This is a genomic window from Nonomuraea aridisoli, assembly GCF_003236395.1.
GTDB classification, from domain to species: Bacteria; Actinomycetota; Actinomycetes; order Streptosporangiales; family Streptosporangiaceae; genus Nonomuraea; species Nonomuraea aridisoli.
In genome coordinates this window covers 1-18,982 of the sequence record NZ_POUD01000107.1, presented here as the reverse complement: position 1 = coordinate 18,982, position 18,982 = coordinate 1, and the positions used below count along the sequence as shown (strand labels likewise).

General features: G+C 72.2%; 19 protein-coding genes. 14 read left to right on the top strand and 5 right to left on the bottom strand.

What is annotated here, in order from left to right:
- Nucleotides 1-32: 32 nt before the first annotated feature.
- The gene (locus tag C1J01_RS24335; protein WP_111181287.1) at nt 33-1,157 is read right to left on the bottom strand and encodes an NAD(P)H-dependent flavin oxidoreductase; all 1,125 of its coding nucleotides are present in this window, start codon (nt 1,155-1,157) and stop codon (nt 33-35) included.
- Between the two features lie 44 nt (nt 1,158-1,201).
- Entirely contained in the window at nt 1,202-1,810 is a 609-nt protein-coding gene (locus C1J01_RS24330) for an acyltransferase (protein ID WP_328589667.1), read from the bottom strand.
- Nucleotides 1,811-1,951: 141 nt separating this feature from the next.
- On the opposite strand from C1J01_RS24330, the gene pyrG reads away from it, so the two are divergent.
- The 11 genes from pyrG (at nt 1,952) to C1J01_RS53170 (ending at nt 12,615) form a co-directional block, all read left to right on the top strand.
- Nucleotides 1,952-3,616, top strand: coding sequence for a CTP synthase (gene pyrG / locus C1J01_RS24325; RefSeq protein ID WP_111181285.1), 1,665 nt, complete (start codon nt 1,952-1,954; stop codon nt 3,614-3,616).
- Nucleotides 3,613-4,224 carry an NUDIX domain-containing protein gene (locus tag C1J01_RS24320; protein ID WP_111181284.1) on the top strand — a complete coding sequence of 204 codons (612 nt, stop codon included), beginning with the start codon at nt 3,613-3,615 and terminating at the stop codon, nt 4,222-4,224. The genes pyrG and C1J01_RS24320 overlap by 4 nt, the downstream gene beginning before the upstream one ends.
- A 15-nt stretch (nt 4,225-4,239) precedes the next feature.
- Nucleotides 4,240-5,145: a site-specific tyrosine recombinase XerD gene (locus tag C1J01_RS24315; RefSeq protein ID WP_111181283.1), complete on the top strand. Its 906-nt coding sequence runs from the start codon at nt 4,240-4,242 to the stop codon at nt 5,143-5,145.
- A gap of 123 nt (nt 5,146-5,268) precedes the next feature.
- A complete protein-coding gene (locus tag C1J01_RS24310; RefSeq protein ID WP_438943130.1) occupies nt 5,269-6,204 on the top strand; it encodes a ParA family protein in 936 nt (311 codons plus the stop codon).
- Nucleotides 6,201-7,019, top strand: coding sequence for a segregation and condensation protein A (locus C1J01_RS24305; protein WP_111181281.1), 819 nt, complete (start codon nt 6,201-6,203; stop codon nt 7,017-7,019). Before C1J01_RS24310 ends, C1J01_RS24305 begins: the two co-directional genes overlap by 4 nt.
- 289 nt (nt 7,020-7,308) lie before the next feature.
- Entirely contained in the window at nt 7,309-7,884 is a 576-nt protein-coding gene (gene scpB / locus C1J01_RS24300; RefSeq protein ID WP_111181296.1) for an SMC-Scp complex subunit ScpB, read from the top strand.
- A complete protein-coding gene (locus C1J01_RS24295; RefSeq protein ID WP_235854635.1) occupies nt 7,881-9,824 on the top strand; it encodes a pseudouridine synthase in 1,944 nt (647 codons plus the stop codon). The genes scpB and C1J01_RS24295 overlap by 4 nt, the downstream gene beginning before the upstream one ends.
- A 69-nt stretch (nt 9,825-9,893) precedes the next feature.
- Nucleotides 9,894-10,253 carry a chorismate mutase gene (aroH, locus tag C1J01_RS24290; RefSeq protein WP_111181280.1) on the top strand — a complete coding sequence of 120 codons (360 nt, stop codon included), beginning with the start codon at nt 9,894-9,896 and terminating at the stop codon, nt 10,251-10,253.
- Between the two features lie 54 nt (nt 10,254-10,307).
- A complete protein-coding gene (locus C1J01_RS24285; protein WP_111181279.1) occupies nt 10,308-11,399 on the top strand; it encodes a prephenate dehydrogenase in 1,092 nt (363 codons plus the stop codon).
- 68 nt (nt 11,400-11,467) lie between these two features.
- A complete protein-coding gene (locus C1J01_RS53175) occupies nt 11,468-11,977 on the top strand; it encodes an FAD-dependent oxidoreductase (RefSeq protein ID WP_268958742.1) in 510 nt (169 codons plus the stop codon).
- Between the two features lie 20 nt (nt 11,978-11,997).
- Nucleotides 11,998-12,615: an NAD(P)/FAD-dependent oxidoreductase gene (locus C1J01_RS53170; protein ID WP_268958741.1), complete on the top strand. Its 618-nt coding sequence runs from the start codon at nt 11,998-12,000 to the stop codon at nt 12,613-12,615.
- A gap of 46 nt (nt 12,616-12,661) precedes the next feature.
- On the opposite strand, the gene C1J01_RS24275 is transcribed toward C1J01_RS53170, so the two are convergent.
- Together C1J01_RS24275 and C1J01_RS24270 are read right to left on the bottom strand one after the other, a co-directional pair.
- Entirely contained in the window at nt 12,662-12,856 is a 195-nt protein-coding gene (locus tag C1J01_RS24275; RefSeq protein ID WP_111181278.1) for a DUF2795 domain-containing protein, read from the bottom strand.
- Nucleotides 12,857-12,902: 46 nt separating this feature from the next.
- Nucleotides 12,903-13,751 (bottom strand): glycosyltransferase family 2 protein, encoded by an 849-nt coding sequence (locus C1J01_RS24270; RefSeq protein ID WP_235854634.1) that lies wholly within the window; start codon nt 13,749-13,751, stop codon nt 12,903-12,905.
- 113 nt (nt 13,752-13,864) lie between these two features.
- Here C1J01_RS24270 and cmk point away from each other — a divergent pair, with 113 nt between their 5' ends.
- The 3 genes from cmk (at nt 13,865) to aspS (ending at nt 17,549) form a co-directional block, all read left to right on the top strand.
- A complete protein-coding gene (gene cmk / locus C1J01_RS24265; RefSeq protein WP_235854633.1) occupies nt 13,865-14,557 on the top strand; it encodes a (d)CMP kinase in 693 nt (230 codons plus the stop codon).
- Between the two features lie 39 nt (nt 14,558-14,596).
- Complete coding sequence (gene der / locus C1J01_RS24260) at nt 14,597-15,988, top strand: ribosome biogenesis GTPase Der (protein ID WP_111181276.1); 1,392 nt, start codon at nt 14,597-14,599, stop codon at nt 15,986-15,988.
- A gap of 295 nt (nt 15,989-16,283) precedes the next feature.
- Nucleotides 16,284-17,549 (top strand): aspartate--tRNA(Asn) ligase, encoded by a 1,266-nt coding sequence (gene aspS, locus C1J01_RS24255; protein ID WP_111181275.1) that lies wholly within the window; start codon nt 16,284-16,286, stop codon nt 17,547-17,549.
- A 285-nt stretch (nt 17,550-17,834) separates the two neighbouring features.
- Here aspS and C1J01_RS24250 read toward each other — a convergent pair whose 3' ends face one another.
- Entirely contained in the window at nt 17,835-18,707 is an 873-nt protein-coding gene (locus C1J01_RS24250) for an MFS transporter (protein WP_181448938.1), read from the bottom strand.
- Nucleotides 18,708-18,982: the final 275 nt, after the last annotated feature.

Genomic DNA, 18,982 nt, shown 5'->3' with positions numbered 1-18,982 from the left:
CCCGGTATCGCCCCTTTGCCCGATCCCCGGGGTCACTCCGACAGACGCCGCAGCCGTTCCACCGCGTCGCCGAACTCGCTGACCATGGCGTAGACGACCTCGCGCGCGGGCCGCACCCGGTCGAGCTGTCCCACGACCTGCCCGACGAAGTAGTTGACCAGCTCCACCGCCCCAGGGTCGCCCTTCTCCGCCGCCGCGGCGATGCGGGCCATCGCCCCCTCGGCCACCAGCATCTGCAGCGGCATGCCCAGCGGCCCCGGGCTCTCCGGGCCGTCGTCCCACTCCTCCGTCCAGGCCGAGCGCAACTGCCGGGCCGGCTTGCCCGTACGGGAGCGCGAGCGCACGGTGTCCAGCGACGAGGCCGCCAGCAGCTTGCGCTTGACCGCAGGCGGCGTCTCGGCCTCCTCGGTCGTCAGCCACACCGACCCGCACCACACGCCCTCGGCCCCGAGCGCCATCGCCGCCGCCATCTGCCGCCCCGACGCGATCCCGCCCGCCGCCAGCACGGGGACCGGCGCGACCGCGTCCACGACCTGCGGCACCAGCACCATCGTGGAGACCTCGCCGGTGTGACCGCCCGCCTCGCCGCCCTGCGCCACGACGATGTCCGCGCCCGCCGCCACCTGCCGGCGCGCGTGCTCGACCGTGCCGACCAGCGCCGCCACCGGCACCCCCGCCTGCCTGGCCTTGGCCACCATCTCGGGCGGCGGCGGCCCCAGGGCGCTGGCGATCAGCCCGATGCGGTGCCGGAGCGCCACGTCGATGAGGTTCGTCGCGCCCGCCGCCGTCACCCGCCTGCCGAACTCGTCCGCCACCGCGGTCAGGGGTCGTCCCGTGGCGCTGACGCCGTACTTGGACAGCAGGTGGGTGACGAAGTCGCGGTGCCGGTCGGGCACGGCGTCCATCAGGTGGACGCCCCGGTCGTGCGCGGAGGGGTCGACCCTGCCCGGCACGAGCACGTCCACGCCGTACGGCCGGCCGCCCACCCGCTCGTCGAGCCAGCTCAGCTCCGTGTCGAGCCGCTCGGGCGAGTACGCGACCGCGCCCAGCACCCCGAACCCGCCCGCGTTCGTGACGGCGGCCACCACGTCGCGGCAGTGGCTGAAGGCGAACAGCGGCAGCTCGATGCCAAGGCGCTCACAGATGGCGGTGCGCATGAACCGACGCTAGTCGCCAGAACAGGGTTCGGTCCATCCCCCGATCAGACGTCCAGCGTGAGAGGGGAGTGCCAGCCCAGCTCGGGCGTGTACCCGCGCACCCGCCGGGCCGGGACGCCGGCCACCACGCTGTGGTCGGGGAACTCGCCGCGCACCACCGCGCCGCCCGCCACCACGCACTGCCTGCCGAGCGTCGTGCCCGGCAGGATGATCGCGCCCGCGCCCAGCCACGAGCCGGAGCCGATCGAGACCGGGCTGTTGCGCGGCCACTGCCGGCCGATCGGCACGTCGGGGTCGTCGTAGACGTGGTTCTGGTCGGTGATGTAGACGTACGGCCCGGTGAAGACGTGGTCGCCGATGTCGATCGACTGGTGCGCCACGATGTGCGAGCCCCTGCCGATCGAGCAGCTCCCGCCGATGCGCAGGATCGAGGCGGGGCCGAGGTCGAGCCCGGGGCCCATGCCGCAGGAGATCGAGACGCGCTCGCCGATGAGCGTGTGGTCGCCGATCTCGATCCACGGCTCCCCGAAGATCGCGCCAGGGGGGAACGCGATGCTGACACCGTCGCCGATCCGGCGGAATCGGTGACCCGCCGGGGTGGCCGGAGTGATCGCGCCGGCATGGCGGATCGCCGCGTAGGTACGGTGAATCAACGCACCCAAAGCCCGCCGTACTACTGACATAGGGACCAAAGTTACCGCTAGGTCCGAACCGTTCGGGCATGTGAGGGGCGTTGTTTGATATCCTGAGAGCCCGTGGACACTTCGACCACACCTCGAGCCACGGGAGCCCCTTTGCGCAGCGCATCGCAAACCAAGCATCTGTTCGTCACCGGCGGTGTCGCCTCCAGTCTCGGCAAGGGGCTCACGGCATCCAGTCTCGGTCGCCTGCTCAAGGCACGGGGTCTGCGCGTCACCATGCAGAAGCTCGACCCCTACCTCAACGTCGACCCCGGCACCATGAACCCGTTCCAGCACGGCGAGGTGTTCGTCACCGACGACGGCGCCGAGACCGACCTCGACGTCGGCCACTACGAGCGGTTCCTCGACACCGACCTGCACGGCTCGGCCAACGTCACCACCGGCCAGGTCTACTCCAACGTCATCGCCAAGGAGCGGCGCGGCGAATACCTGGGCGACACCGTCCAGGTCATCCCCCACATCACCAACGAGATCAAGGACCGCATCCGCGGCATGGCCGGTCCCGAGGTCGACGTGGTCATCACCGAGGTCGGCGGCACGGTCGGCGACATCGAGTCGCTGCCGTTCCTGGAGGCCGTCCGGCAGATCCGCCACGAGGTGGGCCGCGACAACGTGTTCTTCCTGCACGTCTCGCTGCTGCCGTACATCGGGCCGTCCGGCGAGCTGAAGACCAAGCCCACCCAGCACAGCGTGGCCGCGCTGCGCAGCATCGGCATCCAGCCCGACGCGATCGTGCTGCGCTCCGACCGGTCCGTGCAGACGTCGATCAAGCGCAAGATCAGTCTGATGTGCGACGTCGACGAGGACGCCGTGGTCTCCTGCGTGGACGCCGCCTCGATCTACGACATCCCGAAGGTGCTCCACTCCGAGGGGCTCGACGCGTACGTCGTGCGCCGGCTCGGCCTGCCGTTCCGCGACGTCGACTGGAAGGAGTGGGAGCAGCTGCTGCGCCGGGTGCACCGGCCGGCGAAGGAAGTCACCATCGCCCTTGTTGGGAAATATATCGATTTGCCGGATGCGTACCTCTCGGTCACGGAGGCCCTGCGGGCCGGCGGGTTCGCCAACGACGCCCGCGTGAACATCCGCTGGGTCAAGAGCGACGACTGCGAGACCCCCGAGGGCGCCGAGCGCGAGCTCGACGGCGTCGACGGCGTGCTCATCCCCGGCGGCTTCGGCGTACGCGGCATCGAGGGCAAGATCGGCGCCATCCGCCACGCCCGGGAGAACAAGATCCCGCTGCTCGGCATCTGCCTCGGCATGCAGGGCATGGTCATCGAGGCCGCCCGCAACATGGCCGGCATCGCCGGCGCCAACTCCGCCGAGTTCGACCCCGACACTCAGCACCCGGTCATCTCCACCATGGCCGACCAGGAGGACGTCGTCGCCGGCGAGCGCGACATGGGCGGCACCATGCGCCTGGGCAGCTACACCGCCAAGCTGGCCGAGGACACCCTGGCCCGCCGGCTCTACGGCGGCAAGCCCACGGCCGACGAGCGCCACCGCCACCGCTACGAGGTCAACAACGCCTACCGCGAGCAGCTGGAGCGGGTCGGCCTCGTCTTCTCCGGCCTGTCGCCCGACGGCCGCCTGGTCGAGTACACCGAGCTGCCCGCCGACGTCCACCCCTTCTTCATCGGCACCCAGGCCCACCCCGAGTTCCGCTCCCGCCCCACGCGGGCCAACCCCATGTTCAAGGGCCTCGTCGGCGCCGCCCTGGTCTACGCCGACAGCCGCGTCGGCGCTCGGGTGGGCCAGTGAGGATCGAAGACACGCCCGAGGCGTGGGATGTGGTCGAATCGAGACATCGATTCACCGGCCCCGTCATCAAGGTCGTCACCGACACCGTCAAAATGCCTGGTGACGAGGTCGCCGACCGCGACTACGTCGTGCATCCGGGAGCCGTCGCCGTGCTCGCGCTCGACGAGCGGCAGCGCGTCCTGATGATCCGGCAGTACCGCCATCCGGTCCGCCGGCTGCTGTGGGAGCTGCCCGCCGGCCTGCGCGACGTCGAAGGCGAGCCGCTGGCCGAGACGGCGGCGCGCGAGCTGGCCGAGGAGGCCGGCTACCGCGCCGCCACCTGGCACACCCTCGTCGACCTGCGCACCTCTCCCGGCATGACCGACGAGCGCATCCGGGTGTTCCTCGCCCGCGGCGTGACCAAGATCCCCGACGAGGAGAACGGCTTCGTCCACCACCACGAGGAGATCGGCATGCCGGTCGAATGGGTCCCCCTGGACGACGCGGTCCACAAGGCCCTCACGGGAATGATCCACAATTCCCCGGCCGTGGCCGGTATCCTCGCCGCGTATGCGGCTTCGGCTGAGGGGTTCGCCCACCTGCGCCCCGCCGACGCCCCGGAGGCGTGACGGAAGGACCTGTTCGTGGAGGCAGTGCTCTCCAGCTATCTCGCCCATCTCGCGGTGGAACGGGACCTGGCTGCCAACACGCTCGCGTCCTACCGCCGTGACCTGCGCCGATACGTCGAGCACCTACGGGGCCGCGGGCGCCTGCGGCTCGACGAGGTGGGGGCGGACGACGTCCAGGCCTTCCTGGCGGCGCTGCGCGAGGGCGACGGCGACCACCCCGCCCTCGTCGCCAGCTCCGCCGCCCGCGCCGTCTCCGCCGTGCGCGGGCTGCACCGCTTCGCCCTGCGCGAAGGCGTCACGAGCCACGACCCCGCCCACGACGTACGCCCGCCGCGCCAGCCGCGCCGTCTGCCCAAGGCCATCGCCGTCGACGAGGTCGAGCGGCTCATCGCCGCCTCCGGTCCCGACGGCGCGCCGCTGACCCTGCGCAACCGCGCCCTCCTCGAGGTCCTGTACGGCACCGGCGCCCGCATCTCCGAGGCCGTCGGGCTGGCCGTGGACGACCTCGAGGACGACCAGGTGCGCCTGCGCGGCAAGGGCGGCCGCACCCGCGTCGTCCCCCTGGGCCGCTACGCCCGCTCCGCCCTCGACGCCTACCTCGTACGCGCCCGTCCCGGCCTGCTCGCCCACGGGCGCGGCACGCCCGCCGTCTTCCTCAACGCGCGCGGCGGACGGCTGACCCGGCAGGGCGCCTGGGAGGTGCTCCAGGCCGCCGCCGAACGAGCGGGACTCGACGGGATAAGCCCTCACGTACTCCGGCATTCCTTCGCAACCCATCTCTTGGACGGCGGCGCGGACGTTAGGGTGGTCCAGGAGCTGCTCGGTCACGCCTCGGTGACGACCACGCAGGTCTACACCCTGGTGACGGTCGACAAGCTCAGAGAGGTCTACGCCGCGGCGCATCCGCGTGCCCGGCAGTGATCTATAGTCTTTGGGCGTACGCCGACCCCCCGGCGTGCCGCCTTGCCGCGTTAAGTGGCGACGCCATAGTGTCCGTCCGGACGGTCCGGTTCGGGATCGTCAGGGAGGTTCGAGCTGGTGACTGTGACGACCAAGGGTTCGACCCCGGGGACCCCCGACAACCCCTGGGGCGACACGAAGACCAACGCGCCTTCCAACGGCGTCAATCTGGGCCCGACGCAACGGCCGAGACCGGTGTTCCCCGAGCCGGTGCCCCCAGCGGTGCACGGTCCGGCGCGCGTGGTCGCGATGGTCAACCAGAAGGGCGGCGTCGGCAAGACCACGACCACCATCAACCTGGGGGCCGCACTCGTCGAATACGGCCTCAAGGTGCTGCTGGTCGACTTCGACCCGCAGGGGGCGCTCTCCGTCGGCCTGGGCATCAACCCGCTCCAGCTCGACCTGACCGTCTACAACCTGCTGATGGAGCGCGGCGTCACCGCTGAAGATGTCCTGATCGAAACCGGCGTCGAGGGTCTCGACCTGCTGCCGAGCAACATCGACCTGTCGGCGGCCGAGGTCCAGCTCGTCACCGAGGTCGCCCGCGAGCAGGTGCTCGGCCGCGTGATCAAGCCGCTGCTGCCGCACTACGACGTGTGCCTCATCGACTGCCAGCCGTCGCTGGGCCTGCTCACGATCAACGCGCTCACCTGCGCGCACGGCGTGATGGTGCCGCTGGAGTGCGAGTTCTTCGCCCTGCGCGGCGTGGCGCTGCTGATGGACACGATCTCCAAGGTCCAGGAGCGGCTCAACGAGGACCTCGAGCTCGAGGGCCTGCTCGCCACCATGTACGACGCCCGCACCCTGCACGGCCGCGAGGTGCTGGCCCGGGTCGTCGAGGCGTTCGGCGACAAGGTGTTCCACACGGTGATCAACCGTACGGTGCGTTTCCCTGACGCCACGGTCGCCGGTGAGCCGATCACGACGTTCGACCCGTCATCGCTCGGCGCGAACGCCTACCGTGAGCTGGCCCGCGAAGTGCTCTCGCGCTGGCCGGCGCCTGCCACAATGGCCAGGTGACCGCAGAGCAGACCGAACCCCAGGGCTTCCAGGTCCACCTGGACGTCTTCGAGGGCCCGTTCGACCTGCTGCTCGGCCTCATCGCCAAGCACAAGCTCGACATCACCGAGGTCTCGCTCTCCAAGGTCACCGACGAGTTCATCGCCTACATCCGGTCCCGGGGTCCCGAGTGGGACCTCGACCAGACCAGCCACTTCCTGCTGGTGGCGGCCACCCTGCTCGACCTGAAGGCGGCCCGGCTGCTGCCCACCGGCGAGGTGGAGGACGAAGAGGACCTCGCGCTGCTGGAGGCCCGCGACCTGTTGTTCGCGCGGCTGCTGCAGTACAAGGCGTACAAAGAGGTGGCGAAGATCTTCGCCGGGCGGATGGCGGAGGAGGCGCTGCGCTTCCCCCGCACGGTGCCGATGGAGGAGCAGTTCGCCAACCTGCTGCCCGAGCTCGTCCTCGGCATCGGGCCCGAGCAGCTCGCCCGCATCGCGGCCAAGGCGTTCACGCCGAAGCTGCCGCCGACGGTCAGCATCGGTCACATCTACCAGCCGGTGGCGAGCGTCAAGGAGCAGGCGGCCATCCTGGTCATGCACCTGCGCCGGCTGCGGCGGGCCACCTTCCGGGCGCTGGTCGCCGACTGCGAGGGCACCTTCGAGGTCATCGCTCGGTTCCTCGCGGTGCTGGAGCTGTTCCGGGAGTCGGCGGTGTCGTTCGAGCAGGTCGAGCCGCTGGGCGATCTGCACGTGACCTGGACCGGCTCCGACGACGGGGACGTCGCGGTGGGCGACGACTACGAGGAATCCGCGGAGAGACCATCTGATGACTGACGACAACCCCCTGCCCAACCCCCGCAAGTCCCCGGATTCCGACCCTCCGCTGCCGGCTTGGATGACCCTCCCGGATTCCCTCGTCCAGCCGACCGTCCCACGCGTGGAGGCCGACCAGCCCGAGGACGAACCCGGCTCCGCCCCCGGTGAGGCGCCGGTGGCCGAAGTCGTGGACCCGGCAGAGGACGCCGAGCCCAGCGTGGCTTCCGATTTCCTGGAACCGAGCGAGGCTTTCGATTCCGCCGAGGCGACGGGGATCGTCGGGGAGAAGCCGTCTGCGGGGGAGGACATGTCCCTCGACGATGATGGGGATGCCGTCGCGGGGCCGTCGTTGGAGGCGGCGCTGGAGGCGATCCTGATGGTCGTCGACGAGCCCGTCGCCGAGGTGACGCTCGCGCAGGTGCTGGAGCGGCCCACCCATGAGGTCGCCGCGGCCCTGCGGGGCCTGGCTGCGGAATACACCGCCTCCGGGCGGGGTTTTGATCTGAGAGAAGTGGCGGGCGGCTGGCGTTTCTACACTCGTGCCGACTGTGCGCCCCTGGTCGAGCGGTTCGTACGCGACGGCCAGCAGACGCGGCTGACCCAGGCCGCGCTGGAAACCCTCGCGGTCGTGGCCTACCGGCAACCGGTGAGCCGTGCCCGCGTCGCCGCCATCCGCGGCGTCAACAGCGACGGCGTCATGAGGACGCTCGTCGCCAGGGGGCTGGTCGAGGAGGCCGGCACCGACCCGGAGAGCCAGGCAGTGCTCTACCGGACAAGCTCATACTTCCTTGAACGTCTGGGACTGCGGGATCTGAGCGAGCTCCCCGAGCTCGCGCCCTTCCTCCCCGACGACGTGGAGAACCTCGAGGAGACAACACAGTGATCAACAGGCGCAGCACCCCGTCCGGTGATGGACGCGGTCGTGGACGTACCGGCGGCTCCGGCCGAGACGGGCGTCCCGCCTTCCGCTCCGGTGACGCCCGTGGCAACCGCGGGGGCTCCCGCGGTGACGACGGCGCCCGCCGTGGCGGCTTCCGTGACAACGACTTCCGTGACGACAACGCCCGTGGCGGCCACCGCGACGAGGGCTACCGAGGCGGGGCCGGGCGAGGCTCGTCCCGCCGCGACGACTACCGCGGGGGCGACTCGCGTGGCGCCGGTGGACGCGACGCCTCCCGCCGGGACGACTTCCGCGGCGGAGCCCGCGACGGACGCGACGCGCTCCGCGCGGACCGGGGCGGTTCCCGCGCCCGGTACGGCCGGCGCGACGGCGACACCGAGCGCGGCTACACCCGCGACGACCGCGGCCCACGCGATGACCGCTTCAGCCGTGGTGACCGTCCTGCGCGCGACGATCGCGGTCCGCGCGGCGACCGCTTCGCGCGCGACGACCGTGCTTACACGCGCGGCGACCGTCCTGCGCGCGATGATCGCGGTCCGCGCGGCGACCGCTTCTCGCGTGACGATCGGCCTGGGCGTGATGACCGCGGTCCACGTGACAACCGCTTCGCGCGCGATGACCGTCCTGCGCGCGACGACCGCGGTCCGCGCGATGACCGCTTCGCCCGTGGCGAGCGTCCTGCGCGTGACGATCGCGGTCCGCGCGGTGACCGCTTCTCGCGTGATGACCGGCCCGCGCGCGGCGACCGTTTCTCGGCGGGCGGCCGGCGTGGTGACGACCGCGGGTACCGCGACAACCCGTACGCCCGTGACGAGCGGCCCTCACGCGACCGGGACGACCGGTACGGCCGTGGTGAGCGCCCGGACCGGTACGGGCGTGAGGAGCGTACCGAAAGGGACGACCGGAGCGGGTTCCGGGCCGGGCGTGGCGGGCGGCGGGACGACGCCGCGGGCGTCAGCTCGACGCGCGCCCGCTACGGCAGGCGCGACGCCGGCGAGCGGGCCCCCCGCGAGGACCGGCGCGCCCCGCGCACGCCTCGCCGTGACGACGTGCAGACCATCGGCGGCAGGCGGCAGGAGTCGCCGCGGCCGGTCGGCAGCCCGCAGCAGGCCCGCGTGAAGGCCAACAGGCAGCCGATCCGCGACCGCGACCTCTACCCCGAGGGCTACACCGACGAGCGCGACACCACCGAGGTCCCCAACGGCGTGCGGCTGCAGAAGGTGCTCGCCCAGGCGGGCGTCGCGAGCCGCAGGGCCTGCGAGGAGATGATCGGCGACGGCCGCGTCACCGTGGACGGCCAGGTGGTCCGCCGCTTCGGCGCCAAGGTCGACCCGGCCAAGCAGGTCATCCACGTCGACGGCAAGCGCATCCCGACCGCGCCCGACCTGGTCTACTACGCCCTCAACAAGCCCATCGGCGTCGTCTCCACCATGGACGACCCGCAGGGCCGCCCGTGCCTGGCCGACTACGTCCAGGAGCTGGCGCCGAGGCTGTTCCACGTGGGCCGGCTCGACACCGAGACCGAGGGCCTGCTGCTGCTCACCAACGACGGCGAGCTGGCCAACCGGCTGACGCACCCCAGCTACGGCGTGCAGAAGAAGTACTGGGCCAAGGTGCCGGGGCCGATCGAGCGCGACCTCGGCCGCCGTCTCAAGCAGGGCGTCGAGCTGGAGGACGGCATCGCCAGGGCCGACAGCTTCACCGTCGTGCAGGAGCACGGCCAGCAGGCCCTGGTCGAGGTCGTCCTGCACGAGGGCCGCAAGCACGTCGTACGGCGGATGCTGGAGGAGGTCGGCCACCGGGTGATCGACCTGGCCAGGATCGAGTTCGGTCCGGTGAAGCTGGGCCGGACGAAGCCGGGCACGGTCAGGGCGTTGACCCTGAAGGAGGTCGGCGACCTGTACGCCGCGGTGAAGTTGTAATCTGGCCGGACGCAGGAGCCCGTGCGGACTTTGCACGGGCTCTCCGGCTATTGAAGGGGACGATTCCACATGGTGCGGGCGATCCGCGGGGCGATCCAGGTGGACGCCAACGACCGCGACTCGATCATCGCCGGGACGACCGAGCTGGTCAACGCGATCATGGGGCGTAACGAGCTCACCACCGACGACGTGATCAGCGTGCTGTTCACGGCCACCCCCGACCTGACGGCGGAGTTCCCCGCGCTCGCGGCGCGCAAGCTGGGTTTCCACGAGGTGCCGCTGATCTGCTGCACCGAGATCGACGTGCCCGGCGCGCTGCCCCGCGTCGTCCGTCTCATGGCCCACGTCGAGACGGACCGTCCGCGTTCGGAGATGCAGCATGTCTATCTGCGGGGTGCGGTGGCGCTGAGGCAGGACATCGCGCAGTAAGCTGCGCAAAACAGATCATGCGGGCGGGGCACGCCCACGAACCCAGGAACCGTGATGGATCTACGAACCGTGCTCGTCGTCGGCACCGGCCTCATCGGCACGTCCACGGCGCTGGCGCTGCGCAAGCGCGGCGTGCGGGTGCTGCTCGCCGACCGCGATCCGGGAGCCGTACGGCTGGCGCGGGAGCTCGGGGCGGGCGAGGAGTGGCGTCCCGACGGCGCCGAGCCGGTCGAGCGGGCCGATCTGGCGGTCATCGCGGTGCCGCCGGCCCACGTGGCCACCGAGCTGCTGGAGCTGCAGCGGATCGACGCCGCCCGGTTCTACACCGACGTCGCGAGCGTGAAGGCCGAGCCCATCCACCGGGCCGCCCAGCTGGGCTGCGACCTGTCGTCGTATGTCGCCTCGCACCCGCTGGCCGGGCGTGAGAAGTCCGGCCCGGGGGCGGCGAGGGCCGACCTGTTCCTCGGGCGGCCGTGGGCGCTGTGCCCGACGGAGGAGGCCGACCCGCAGGCGCGGGCGGCCGTGCTGCGGCTGATCGAGCTGTGCGGGGGCAACGCCGTCGAGGTGAGCGCCACCGACCACGACCGCGCCGTCGCCGTGGTCTCCCACGCGCCCCACGTGGCGGCCTGCGCCGTCGCCGCCCGCTTGGCCGACGCCACCGACGTCGCGCTCGGGCTGGCCGGCCAGGGCGTACGCGACGTCACGCGCATCGCGGGCAGCGACCCCGGCCTGTGGCTGGGCATCCTGTCGGGCAACGCCTCCCCGGTCGCCGAGGTCCTGGAGGCCGTGGCCGGTGACCTGGCCGACGCCGCGAGCGCCCTGCGCGCCCTGGCCGAGGGCGACGGCACCGCCACCAACGAGATCGTCCAGCTGCTCAAGCGCGGCGTGGCCGGCCACGACCGCATCCCCGGCAAGCACGGCGGCCCGGCCCCCGCCTACGCCGTCGTCCAGGTCGTCATCGGCGACCGTCCCGGTCAGCTGGCCCGGCTGTTCCAGGCGTGCGACGAGGTCGGCGTCAACGTCGAGGACGTCCGCCTGGAGCACGCCCCCGGCCTGCCCCTGGGCATCGCCGAGCTGTCGGTCGAGCCCGGCGCGGCCGTCACGCTCACCCGCGCCCTGCACGAGCGGGGCTGGCAGGTCCCCTAGGAGCCGATGTCACGTCCGCGCCTCCTCGATCCGTCTTCACCGGCGAACGACCTGAGGAGGCACGGAAGATGACGCACATCCTGGTACTGGGCGCGGGCTACACCGGCGTCGCGGCGGCTCTGCGGGCCGCGCGCGGGACCCGTCGCACGGGCGGCAGGGTCACGCTGGTCAACGCCTCGCCGACATTCACGCAGCGGCTCCGCCTGCACCAGACGGCGGCGGGGCAGCGGCCGGCCGAGCACCTGCTCGCCGACGTGGTCGCCGGCTCCGGCGTCGAGCCGGTGGTGGGCCGGGTGGCCGCGCTCGACCCCGCGGGACGGGAGGTCCGGCTCGACGACGGCCGCGTGCTCGGCTACGACAAGCTCGTCTACGCCCTCGGCGCCGTCACCGACGCCTCGGTCCCCGGCGTGGCCGAGCACGCGTACGTCTACGACTCCCACGACCAGGCCGTACGGCTCGCCGAACGGCTCGGCTCCCTCGCCGGCGGCACGGTGGTCGTGGCGGGCGGCGGGCTCACCGGCGTCGAGTCGGCCGCCGAGATCGCCGAGTCCCACCCTCGCCGCACGTCGTCCTGCTGAGCAGGCAACGGCCGGGCGCCATGATGGGCCCGGGCGCGCGGGCGTACCTGGGCAGGTCGCTGGAACGGCTCGGCGTCGAGGTGCGCGCGGGGGTGCAGGTGACGAAGGTGCTGCCGGGCGGCGTCGAACTCGCCGGCGGCGAACACCTCGACGCCGAGGCCACGCTCTGGACCGCCGGCACCCGCGGACTGCCCCTGGCCGCCGCCTCCGGGCTGAGCGTCGACCCGCGCGGCCGGATCGTCGTGGACGCGGCATTGCGTTCGGTGTCGCACCCGGACGTGTACGCCGTCGGCGACGCCGCCGCGGTCAGCCTGCCGTTCGGCGTCCTGCACGGCACCTGCCATAGCGGCGTCCCCATGGGCTTGCACGCGGGCGACGTGCTGGCCGGCGAGCTGCGCGGCAGGGCGCCCAGGCCGTTCAGGTTCGGCTACTTCCACCAGCCCGTCAGCCTGGGGCGGCGGGACGCGGTCATCCAGTTCACCCGGCCGGACGACAGCCCGCGCCGGTGGTACCTGACCGGGCGGCTCGCCGTGGCCTACAAGGAGACGGTGAGCAACAGCCCGTTCCCGACGTTCCGGCTGCTCAAGCGGGGTCTGATGCCCGTACGGGCGCTCGCGCTCACCGCCGGGGCCCGATGACGGGAAAAGGGCGCGGCGGGCCGAGGCCGCCGCGCCCTCATGATGTCTAACGTTTGGTGACCGCCTCGCTGACGGCGTTCGGGCCGTCGTACTCGCGGTCGGGCATGGCCTCCAGAGCCTGGACGATCTCGTTGCTCGCGTTGTGGTCGCGGGCGGCCTGGACAAGATCCTGCTTGCTCGCGGGGTAGTCCACTCCGCTGAGGTGTTTCTGCAGGTCGATCGGATTCGGTGCAGTGCTCATACCCCCCTTGCTGCCCTCACCCCGGGGGAGGTAACGACGTGCCCCGTCAGCCTTTGGACCGCTCCAGGACCCGGCGCGCCCGCTCCACCTCGACCGGCAGGCTCCGCCGCTCGGCCAGCGCCCGGGGCAGCCGCGGCACCGCCGTGCGCAGGCCCTCCCAGCCGGCCGGGCCGCGCCGCAGGGCGTCCAGGGAGCGCCGTGCCACCACCCCCCACGGGCGGCGCAGCACCGCGGTGAGCACGGCGTTGCGGGTGGCCAGGACCTGCCGGGCGCGCGGGTCCTTCGGCGGCGAGGGATGGTGGTGGGCCACGATGTCGTCCACGTACGCGAGCCCCCAGCCCTTCGCGGCCAGGTCCACCGCCAGCCGCTCCTCCTCGCCGAAGAAGAAGATCACGTCGTCGAACCCGCCGGCCTCCAGGAAGGCGTCCCGGCGCACCACCGCCCCGCACGCCAGGAACCCCAGCACGCTCGGCCCCGGCAGGTCCGGCTCCGTGCCGAGCGGCGAGTCGCGCATCTGCTCCGACACCGTGTCGAGCCGCTCCTGCGGGCCGACCAGCACGCGCGCGCCCAGCACCGCCAGCCGGGGATGGGCGTCCAGCACGTCGGCCGCCCGCTCCAGCGCCCCCGGAGCCCACCATGAGTCGTCGTCGGCGAACGCCACGTACGGCGTCTTCGCCAGCTCGACGCCGAGGTTGCGCGCGGGCGCGCCCAGGTTGACGCCCGCCTCCACGACCTCGACGTCGGGGAAATGACGGCGGACGAACGCGGGCGTGCCGTCGGCCGAGCCGTTGTCCACGAGGATCACCGGGCGCGGGTGCAGGGGCAGCGTACGGGTCAGCGTCCGCAGTCTGTCCTTGGTCGCCACCACCACCGTGACCCGGGGTCCGTTTCTCACACGGTGTCACTTACCGCCCGCCGGCCCCTTAGTCATCCGTGGCGGCTGGATCGCCGACCGAGCGGGACACGGTAGCCTCTTCGCGTCGGACAAAACGTGAAGAGGGAGAGGCCGTGACCGGTCTGGTCGTCGCCATGGACGGTCCTTCGGGGTCGGGTAAGTCGAGCGTGTCGCGTGGGGTCGCCCGCGCGCTGGGCCTGCGTTACCTCGACACGGGGGCGATGTACCGCGCGATGACCTGGTGGATGCTGCGCGAGGGCGTCGACCTCGGCGATCCCGCCGCGATCGCGGCCCGCTGCGCGGAGCCGTCCATCGAGCCCGGCACCGACCCCGACGGCCCCACCATCCACGTCGACGGCGTCGACGTGGGCGGCCCCATCAGGGAGGCCGACGTCACCGGCGCGGTCTCCGTCGTCGCGGCCGTGCCCGAGGTGCGGGTGCGGCTGGTCGCGCTGCAGCGCGAGATCATCGGCGCCGGCGGCATCGTCGTCGAGGGCCGTGACATCGGCACGGTCGTCTGCCCCGACGCCTCCGTCAAGGTCTACCTGACGGCGAGCCCCGAGGCCCGCGCCCGCCGGCGCAGCGCCGAGGTGGCCGGCTCGACGGTGGAGGCGCAGCAGGAGGCCATGGCCCGGCGCGACACGCTCGACTCGACACGCAAGACCGACCCTTTGTCGATGGCGGCAGGCGCCGTCGAACTCGACACCACCGCGCTGACCCTCGACGAGGTCATCGCCGAGGTGCTGAGGCTGGTCGCGGATCAGGCTTCCCTGAGTGGCCGCGACCAGATACACGAGCGCACCTGACCCGATCGGGTGCGGGACTCACATTAAGGACGAAATATCGTGTCTACGGGGGACTGGGTCGAGGCCGACCTCGACGAACTCGAGATCACCGAGCACGGCGACGAGGCCCCGCTGCCCGTCGTCGCCATCGTGGGGCGGCCCAACGTCGGCAAGTCCACGCTGGTCAACCGCATCATCGGCCGCCGCGAGGCGGTCGTGGAGGACGTCCCCGGCGTCACCCGCGACCGCGTCACGTACGAGGCCAACTGGCGTGGCCGCCGCTTCACCGTGGTCGACACCGGCGGCTGGGACCCCGACGCCACGGGGATGAACCTGCGCATCGCCGAGCAGGCCCAGGTCGCCGTCGAGCTGGCCGACGTGATCGTGTTCGTGGTCGACGCCACCGTGGGCGCGACCGACGCCGACGAGATCGTGGGCTCGGTGCTGCGGCAGTCCGGCAAGCCGGTCATCCTGGCCGCCAACAAGGTCGACAACCAGCAGCTGGAGCTGGAGGCCGCCGGGCTGTGGTCGCTCGGGCTGGGCGAGCCGTACCCGGTCTCCGCCCTGCACGGGCGTTCCAGTGGCGACCTGCTCGACGTGGTGCTCGACGCGCTGCCCGAGACGCCCGAGGTCACGTTCGACGCGCAGCGCGGGCCCGCCCGCGTGGCGCTGCTCGGCAAGCCCAACGTCGGCAAGTCCTCCCTGCTCAACAAGCTGGCGGGGGAGGAGCGCGTGCTCGTCGACCCGATGGCCGGCACCACCCGCGACCCCGTGGACGAGCTGGTCGAGCTGGGCGGGCGCACCTGGCGCTTCGTCGACACGGCCGGCATCCGGCGGCGCGACCGCGAGCTGCAGGGCGCCGACTTCTACGCCGCCATGCGCACCCGCGCGGCCCTGGAGCGCACCGAGGTGGCTGTCGTGCTGATCGACGCCAGCGAGCCGCTCACCGAGCAGGACCTGCGCATCATCGGCCTGGTCATCGAGTCGGGCCGGGCGATGGTGGTGGCGTTCAACAAGTGGGACCTCGTCGACGAGGACCGCCGCTACTACCTGGAGAAGGAGATCGACCGGCAGCTCGTCCGCACCCCGTGGGCGCTGCGCGTCAACATCTCCGCCAAGACCGGCCGCCACGTCGACCGGCTGGTGCCGGCGCTGGAGAAGGCGCTCGACTCGTGGTCCACGCGGGTGCCGACGGCGCGGCTCAACGCGTTCCTCACCGAGCTGGTGCAGCAGACGCCGCCGCCGGTCCGGGGCGGCAAGCAGCCGAAGATCCTCTTTGCCACGCAGGCGTCCGTCGAGCCGCCGAAGTTCGTGCTGTTCACCTCCGGCTGGCTGGAGGACACCTACCGGCGCTTCATCGAACGGCGCATCCGTGAGGAGTTCGGCTTCGCCGGCTCGCCCATCGAGGTCACGATGAAGATCCGCGAGAAGCGCGGCAAGAAGGAGAAGTAATCGTTTTGCCGCCGGTCCCCGGGTGATCGTAGGATCGGCGGCAACACGTTGACGGAGACGAGTAGCCAGCGGGCCCCACGGGTCCAGAGAGCCGCCGGTAGCTGCGAAGGCGGTCCCGCGCCCCGCCGGTGAAGACACTCCCGAGTGCGGGGAGGAAATGCCCCGCCGGTCTGACCCCCGTCACAGGGTCCTTCGAGGCCGCCTCCTTCGCGAGGCGGCGAAAGTGCGGTGGCACCGGGAGCTCCCTTCTCCCCCGCACTCCCAAGGGGTCATGCACTTCCTCAGAGGAGCTGTAATGATCTCTCGTGTCCTGTCGGCGGAGCTCGCAGAGCACGCCGGGCAACGAGTGACGATCGCCGGCTGGGTCTATCGCCGCCGGCGGCTGAAGTCCGTGTCCTTCCTCATCGTCAGAGACCGCAGCGGCCTGGCCCAGGCGGTGGCCGCGTCCGGCGACCTGCCCGCGGAGGAGAGCGTCGTCCAGGTCACCGGTACGGTGGCCGCCGGCTCCCAGGCGCCCGGAGGCTACGAACTGGTCGCACCCGAGATCGAGGTGCTGGCGCGGCCGAGCGCGCCGCCGCCGTTCGACCTCTACCGTCCCGTGGTCTCGGCCGCCCTGCCGACGGTGCTCGACCACGCGCCGGTCGCCCTGCGCCATCCGATGCTGCGGGCGCCCCTGGAGATCTCGGCCGCGAGCGTGGCCGGGTTCCGTGAGACGCTCGACCGGCTCGGCTTCACCGAGATCCACACCCCGAAGATCGTCGGCTCGGCCACCGAGTCGGGCGCGAACGTCTTCGGCATCGACTACTTCGGCCGGCCCGCGTACCTGGCGCAGTCGCCGCAGTTCTACAAGCAGGCCATGGTGGGGGTGTTCGAGCGGGTCTACGAGGTCGGGCCCGTCTTCCGCGCCGAACCGCACGACACCGTACGCCACCTCGCCCAGTACACGAGCCTCGACGCCGAGCTGGGCTTCGTGCGCGACCACCGGGACGTGATGGCGGTGCTGCGGGAGGCCGTCGCGGGCATGCTGGAGTCGGTACGCCGCCGCGCCCCGGCCGCCCTCGACCTCCTCGGGGTCACGCTGCCGGAGGTGCCCGCCGAGATCCCGGCGGTGCACTTCGCCGAGGCGCGGCGCCTGACGTCGTCCGACGAGCCCGACCTGTCGCCGGAGCAGGAACGGTGGTTGTCGGAGTGGGCGCTGAAGGAGCACGGGTCGGAGTTCCTCTTCGTCACCGGCTACCCGATGGCCAAACGGCCCTTCTACACCCACCCCGACCCGGCGCGGCCCGGCTACTCCAACGGGTTCGACCTGCTGTTCCGCGGGCTGGAGCTGGTGACGGGCGGGCAGCGGCTGCACCGCTACGACGACTACGTGCGCGCCCTGGCCGCCCGGGGCGAGGGCACGGATGCGTACGAGGGGTATCTGCAGGCGTTCCGGTACGGGATGCCGCCGCACGGGGGGTTCGCGCTCGGGCTGGAGCGGTGGACGGCGCGCCTGACAGGGGCCGCCAACATCCGCCAGACCACCGCCTTCCCCCGCGACCTCCACCGCCTCTCGCCGTGACCTGAGCCGACACTCCGCGGCCTTGCGGCCTTGCGGCCTTGCGGCCTTGAGGGTTCGAGGGCTTTGAAACCTCTGAGGCTTGAGGGCTTTGAGGCTTGGAGGCCGCCGCGGCCCCGGACCACTGCGCCCGGGGCCGCGGCTGCGGTTCGCGCTCGTGTCGACCGAGCGGTGAGGTGGCGGTCGGGCGTCCGCGTCGGGTTGATGCTCTGCGCGCGGGCGTGCTGTTGCGGGAGGGGATGGCGCGCGCTTCGCGGCCGGGGCGGGCCAGGCCATCGGCGGGGTCGCTCAAGCTGGGCGGGGCCGGTGGGGGACGAGGAAGGCGACGGCGGCGCCGAGGACGCAGACGACGGCGGTGACCAGGAACATCTCGGTGTACTCGGTGTGCAGGGCGGCCTGTACCTGGGCGGTGTAGTCGGCCAGCCGCTGCTGGTAGGTCTCCGGGTCCACGCCGAACGGCAGCGGCGTGTCGAGGTCGGCCGTCAGCGACTGGAAGCGGTGGAAGCCCCACGCCGACACCGCCGCGATGCCGATCAGCATGCCCATCATCCGGGCCACGACGACGGCCGCCGACGCCACGCCGTGCTGGGAGGCCGTACTGGCCCGCAGCACCGCCGAGGAGACCGGCGCGATCACCAGGCCGAGGCCCAGACCGGCGATGACGAGATCGCGGTCGAGCGCCAGGCCCGCGTCCGCCAGGTCGGGCGGCCAGCGGCTCATCAGCGCGTAACCGGACGCCGCCACCGCCATGCCCGCCACCGCCACGTACCGGTCGCCCAGTCTGCGGGCCAGCAGGCCGCCCAGCACCGCGCCGACGGTCAGGGAGACGAGGAACCGGGCGAGGAACAGTGCCCCCTCCAGCTCGTCCATGCTCAGCAGCGTCTGGGCGGCGAGCGGGACGAACACCATGGTGACGAGCAGCGCGGCCCCCGCCAGGAAGCTGACCGCGAGGGTGGCGAGGAGCGGCGTCTTGGGGGCGCCGGTGAGGTCGAGGAGGCGTACGGGGGAGCGGATCTCCCACCACACGAACCCGGCCGCCGTCACCGCCCCCGCCGCGATCAGCGGCCACCCCCAGGGCGGGAGGACGGCATGCGCGGGGTCGGGGTTGTACAACCCGACGACGAGCAACCCGAGCGCCAACGCCAGCAGACACCCACCCACCACATCCACCCTCGGCCGCGCCTCACCAGCGCCGCCCTCGCCCCCAGAGCCGCCCGCGCAGCGCAGTTCGCGAACGTCGGCCGGCCCATCGGATCCGCTCACGTCGCCGTTGCCGGCCCCAGGGCCGTTCGGGTCCAGTCCCGCGAGAGGTTCGCCGGTGGCGGGGAGGCCGTCTGCGGTGAGGCGGCTCTCTGTCCGGAGGGGTTGGTCGGTGGTGGGGAGAGCCTCTGCGAGGCGGTTCTTCGCTGGAAGGGCTTCGCTGGCGGTGGGAAGGC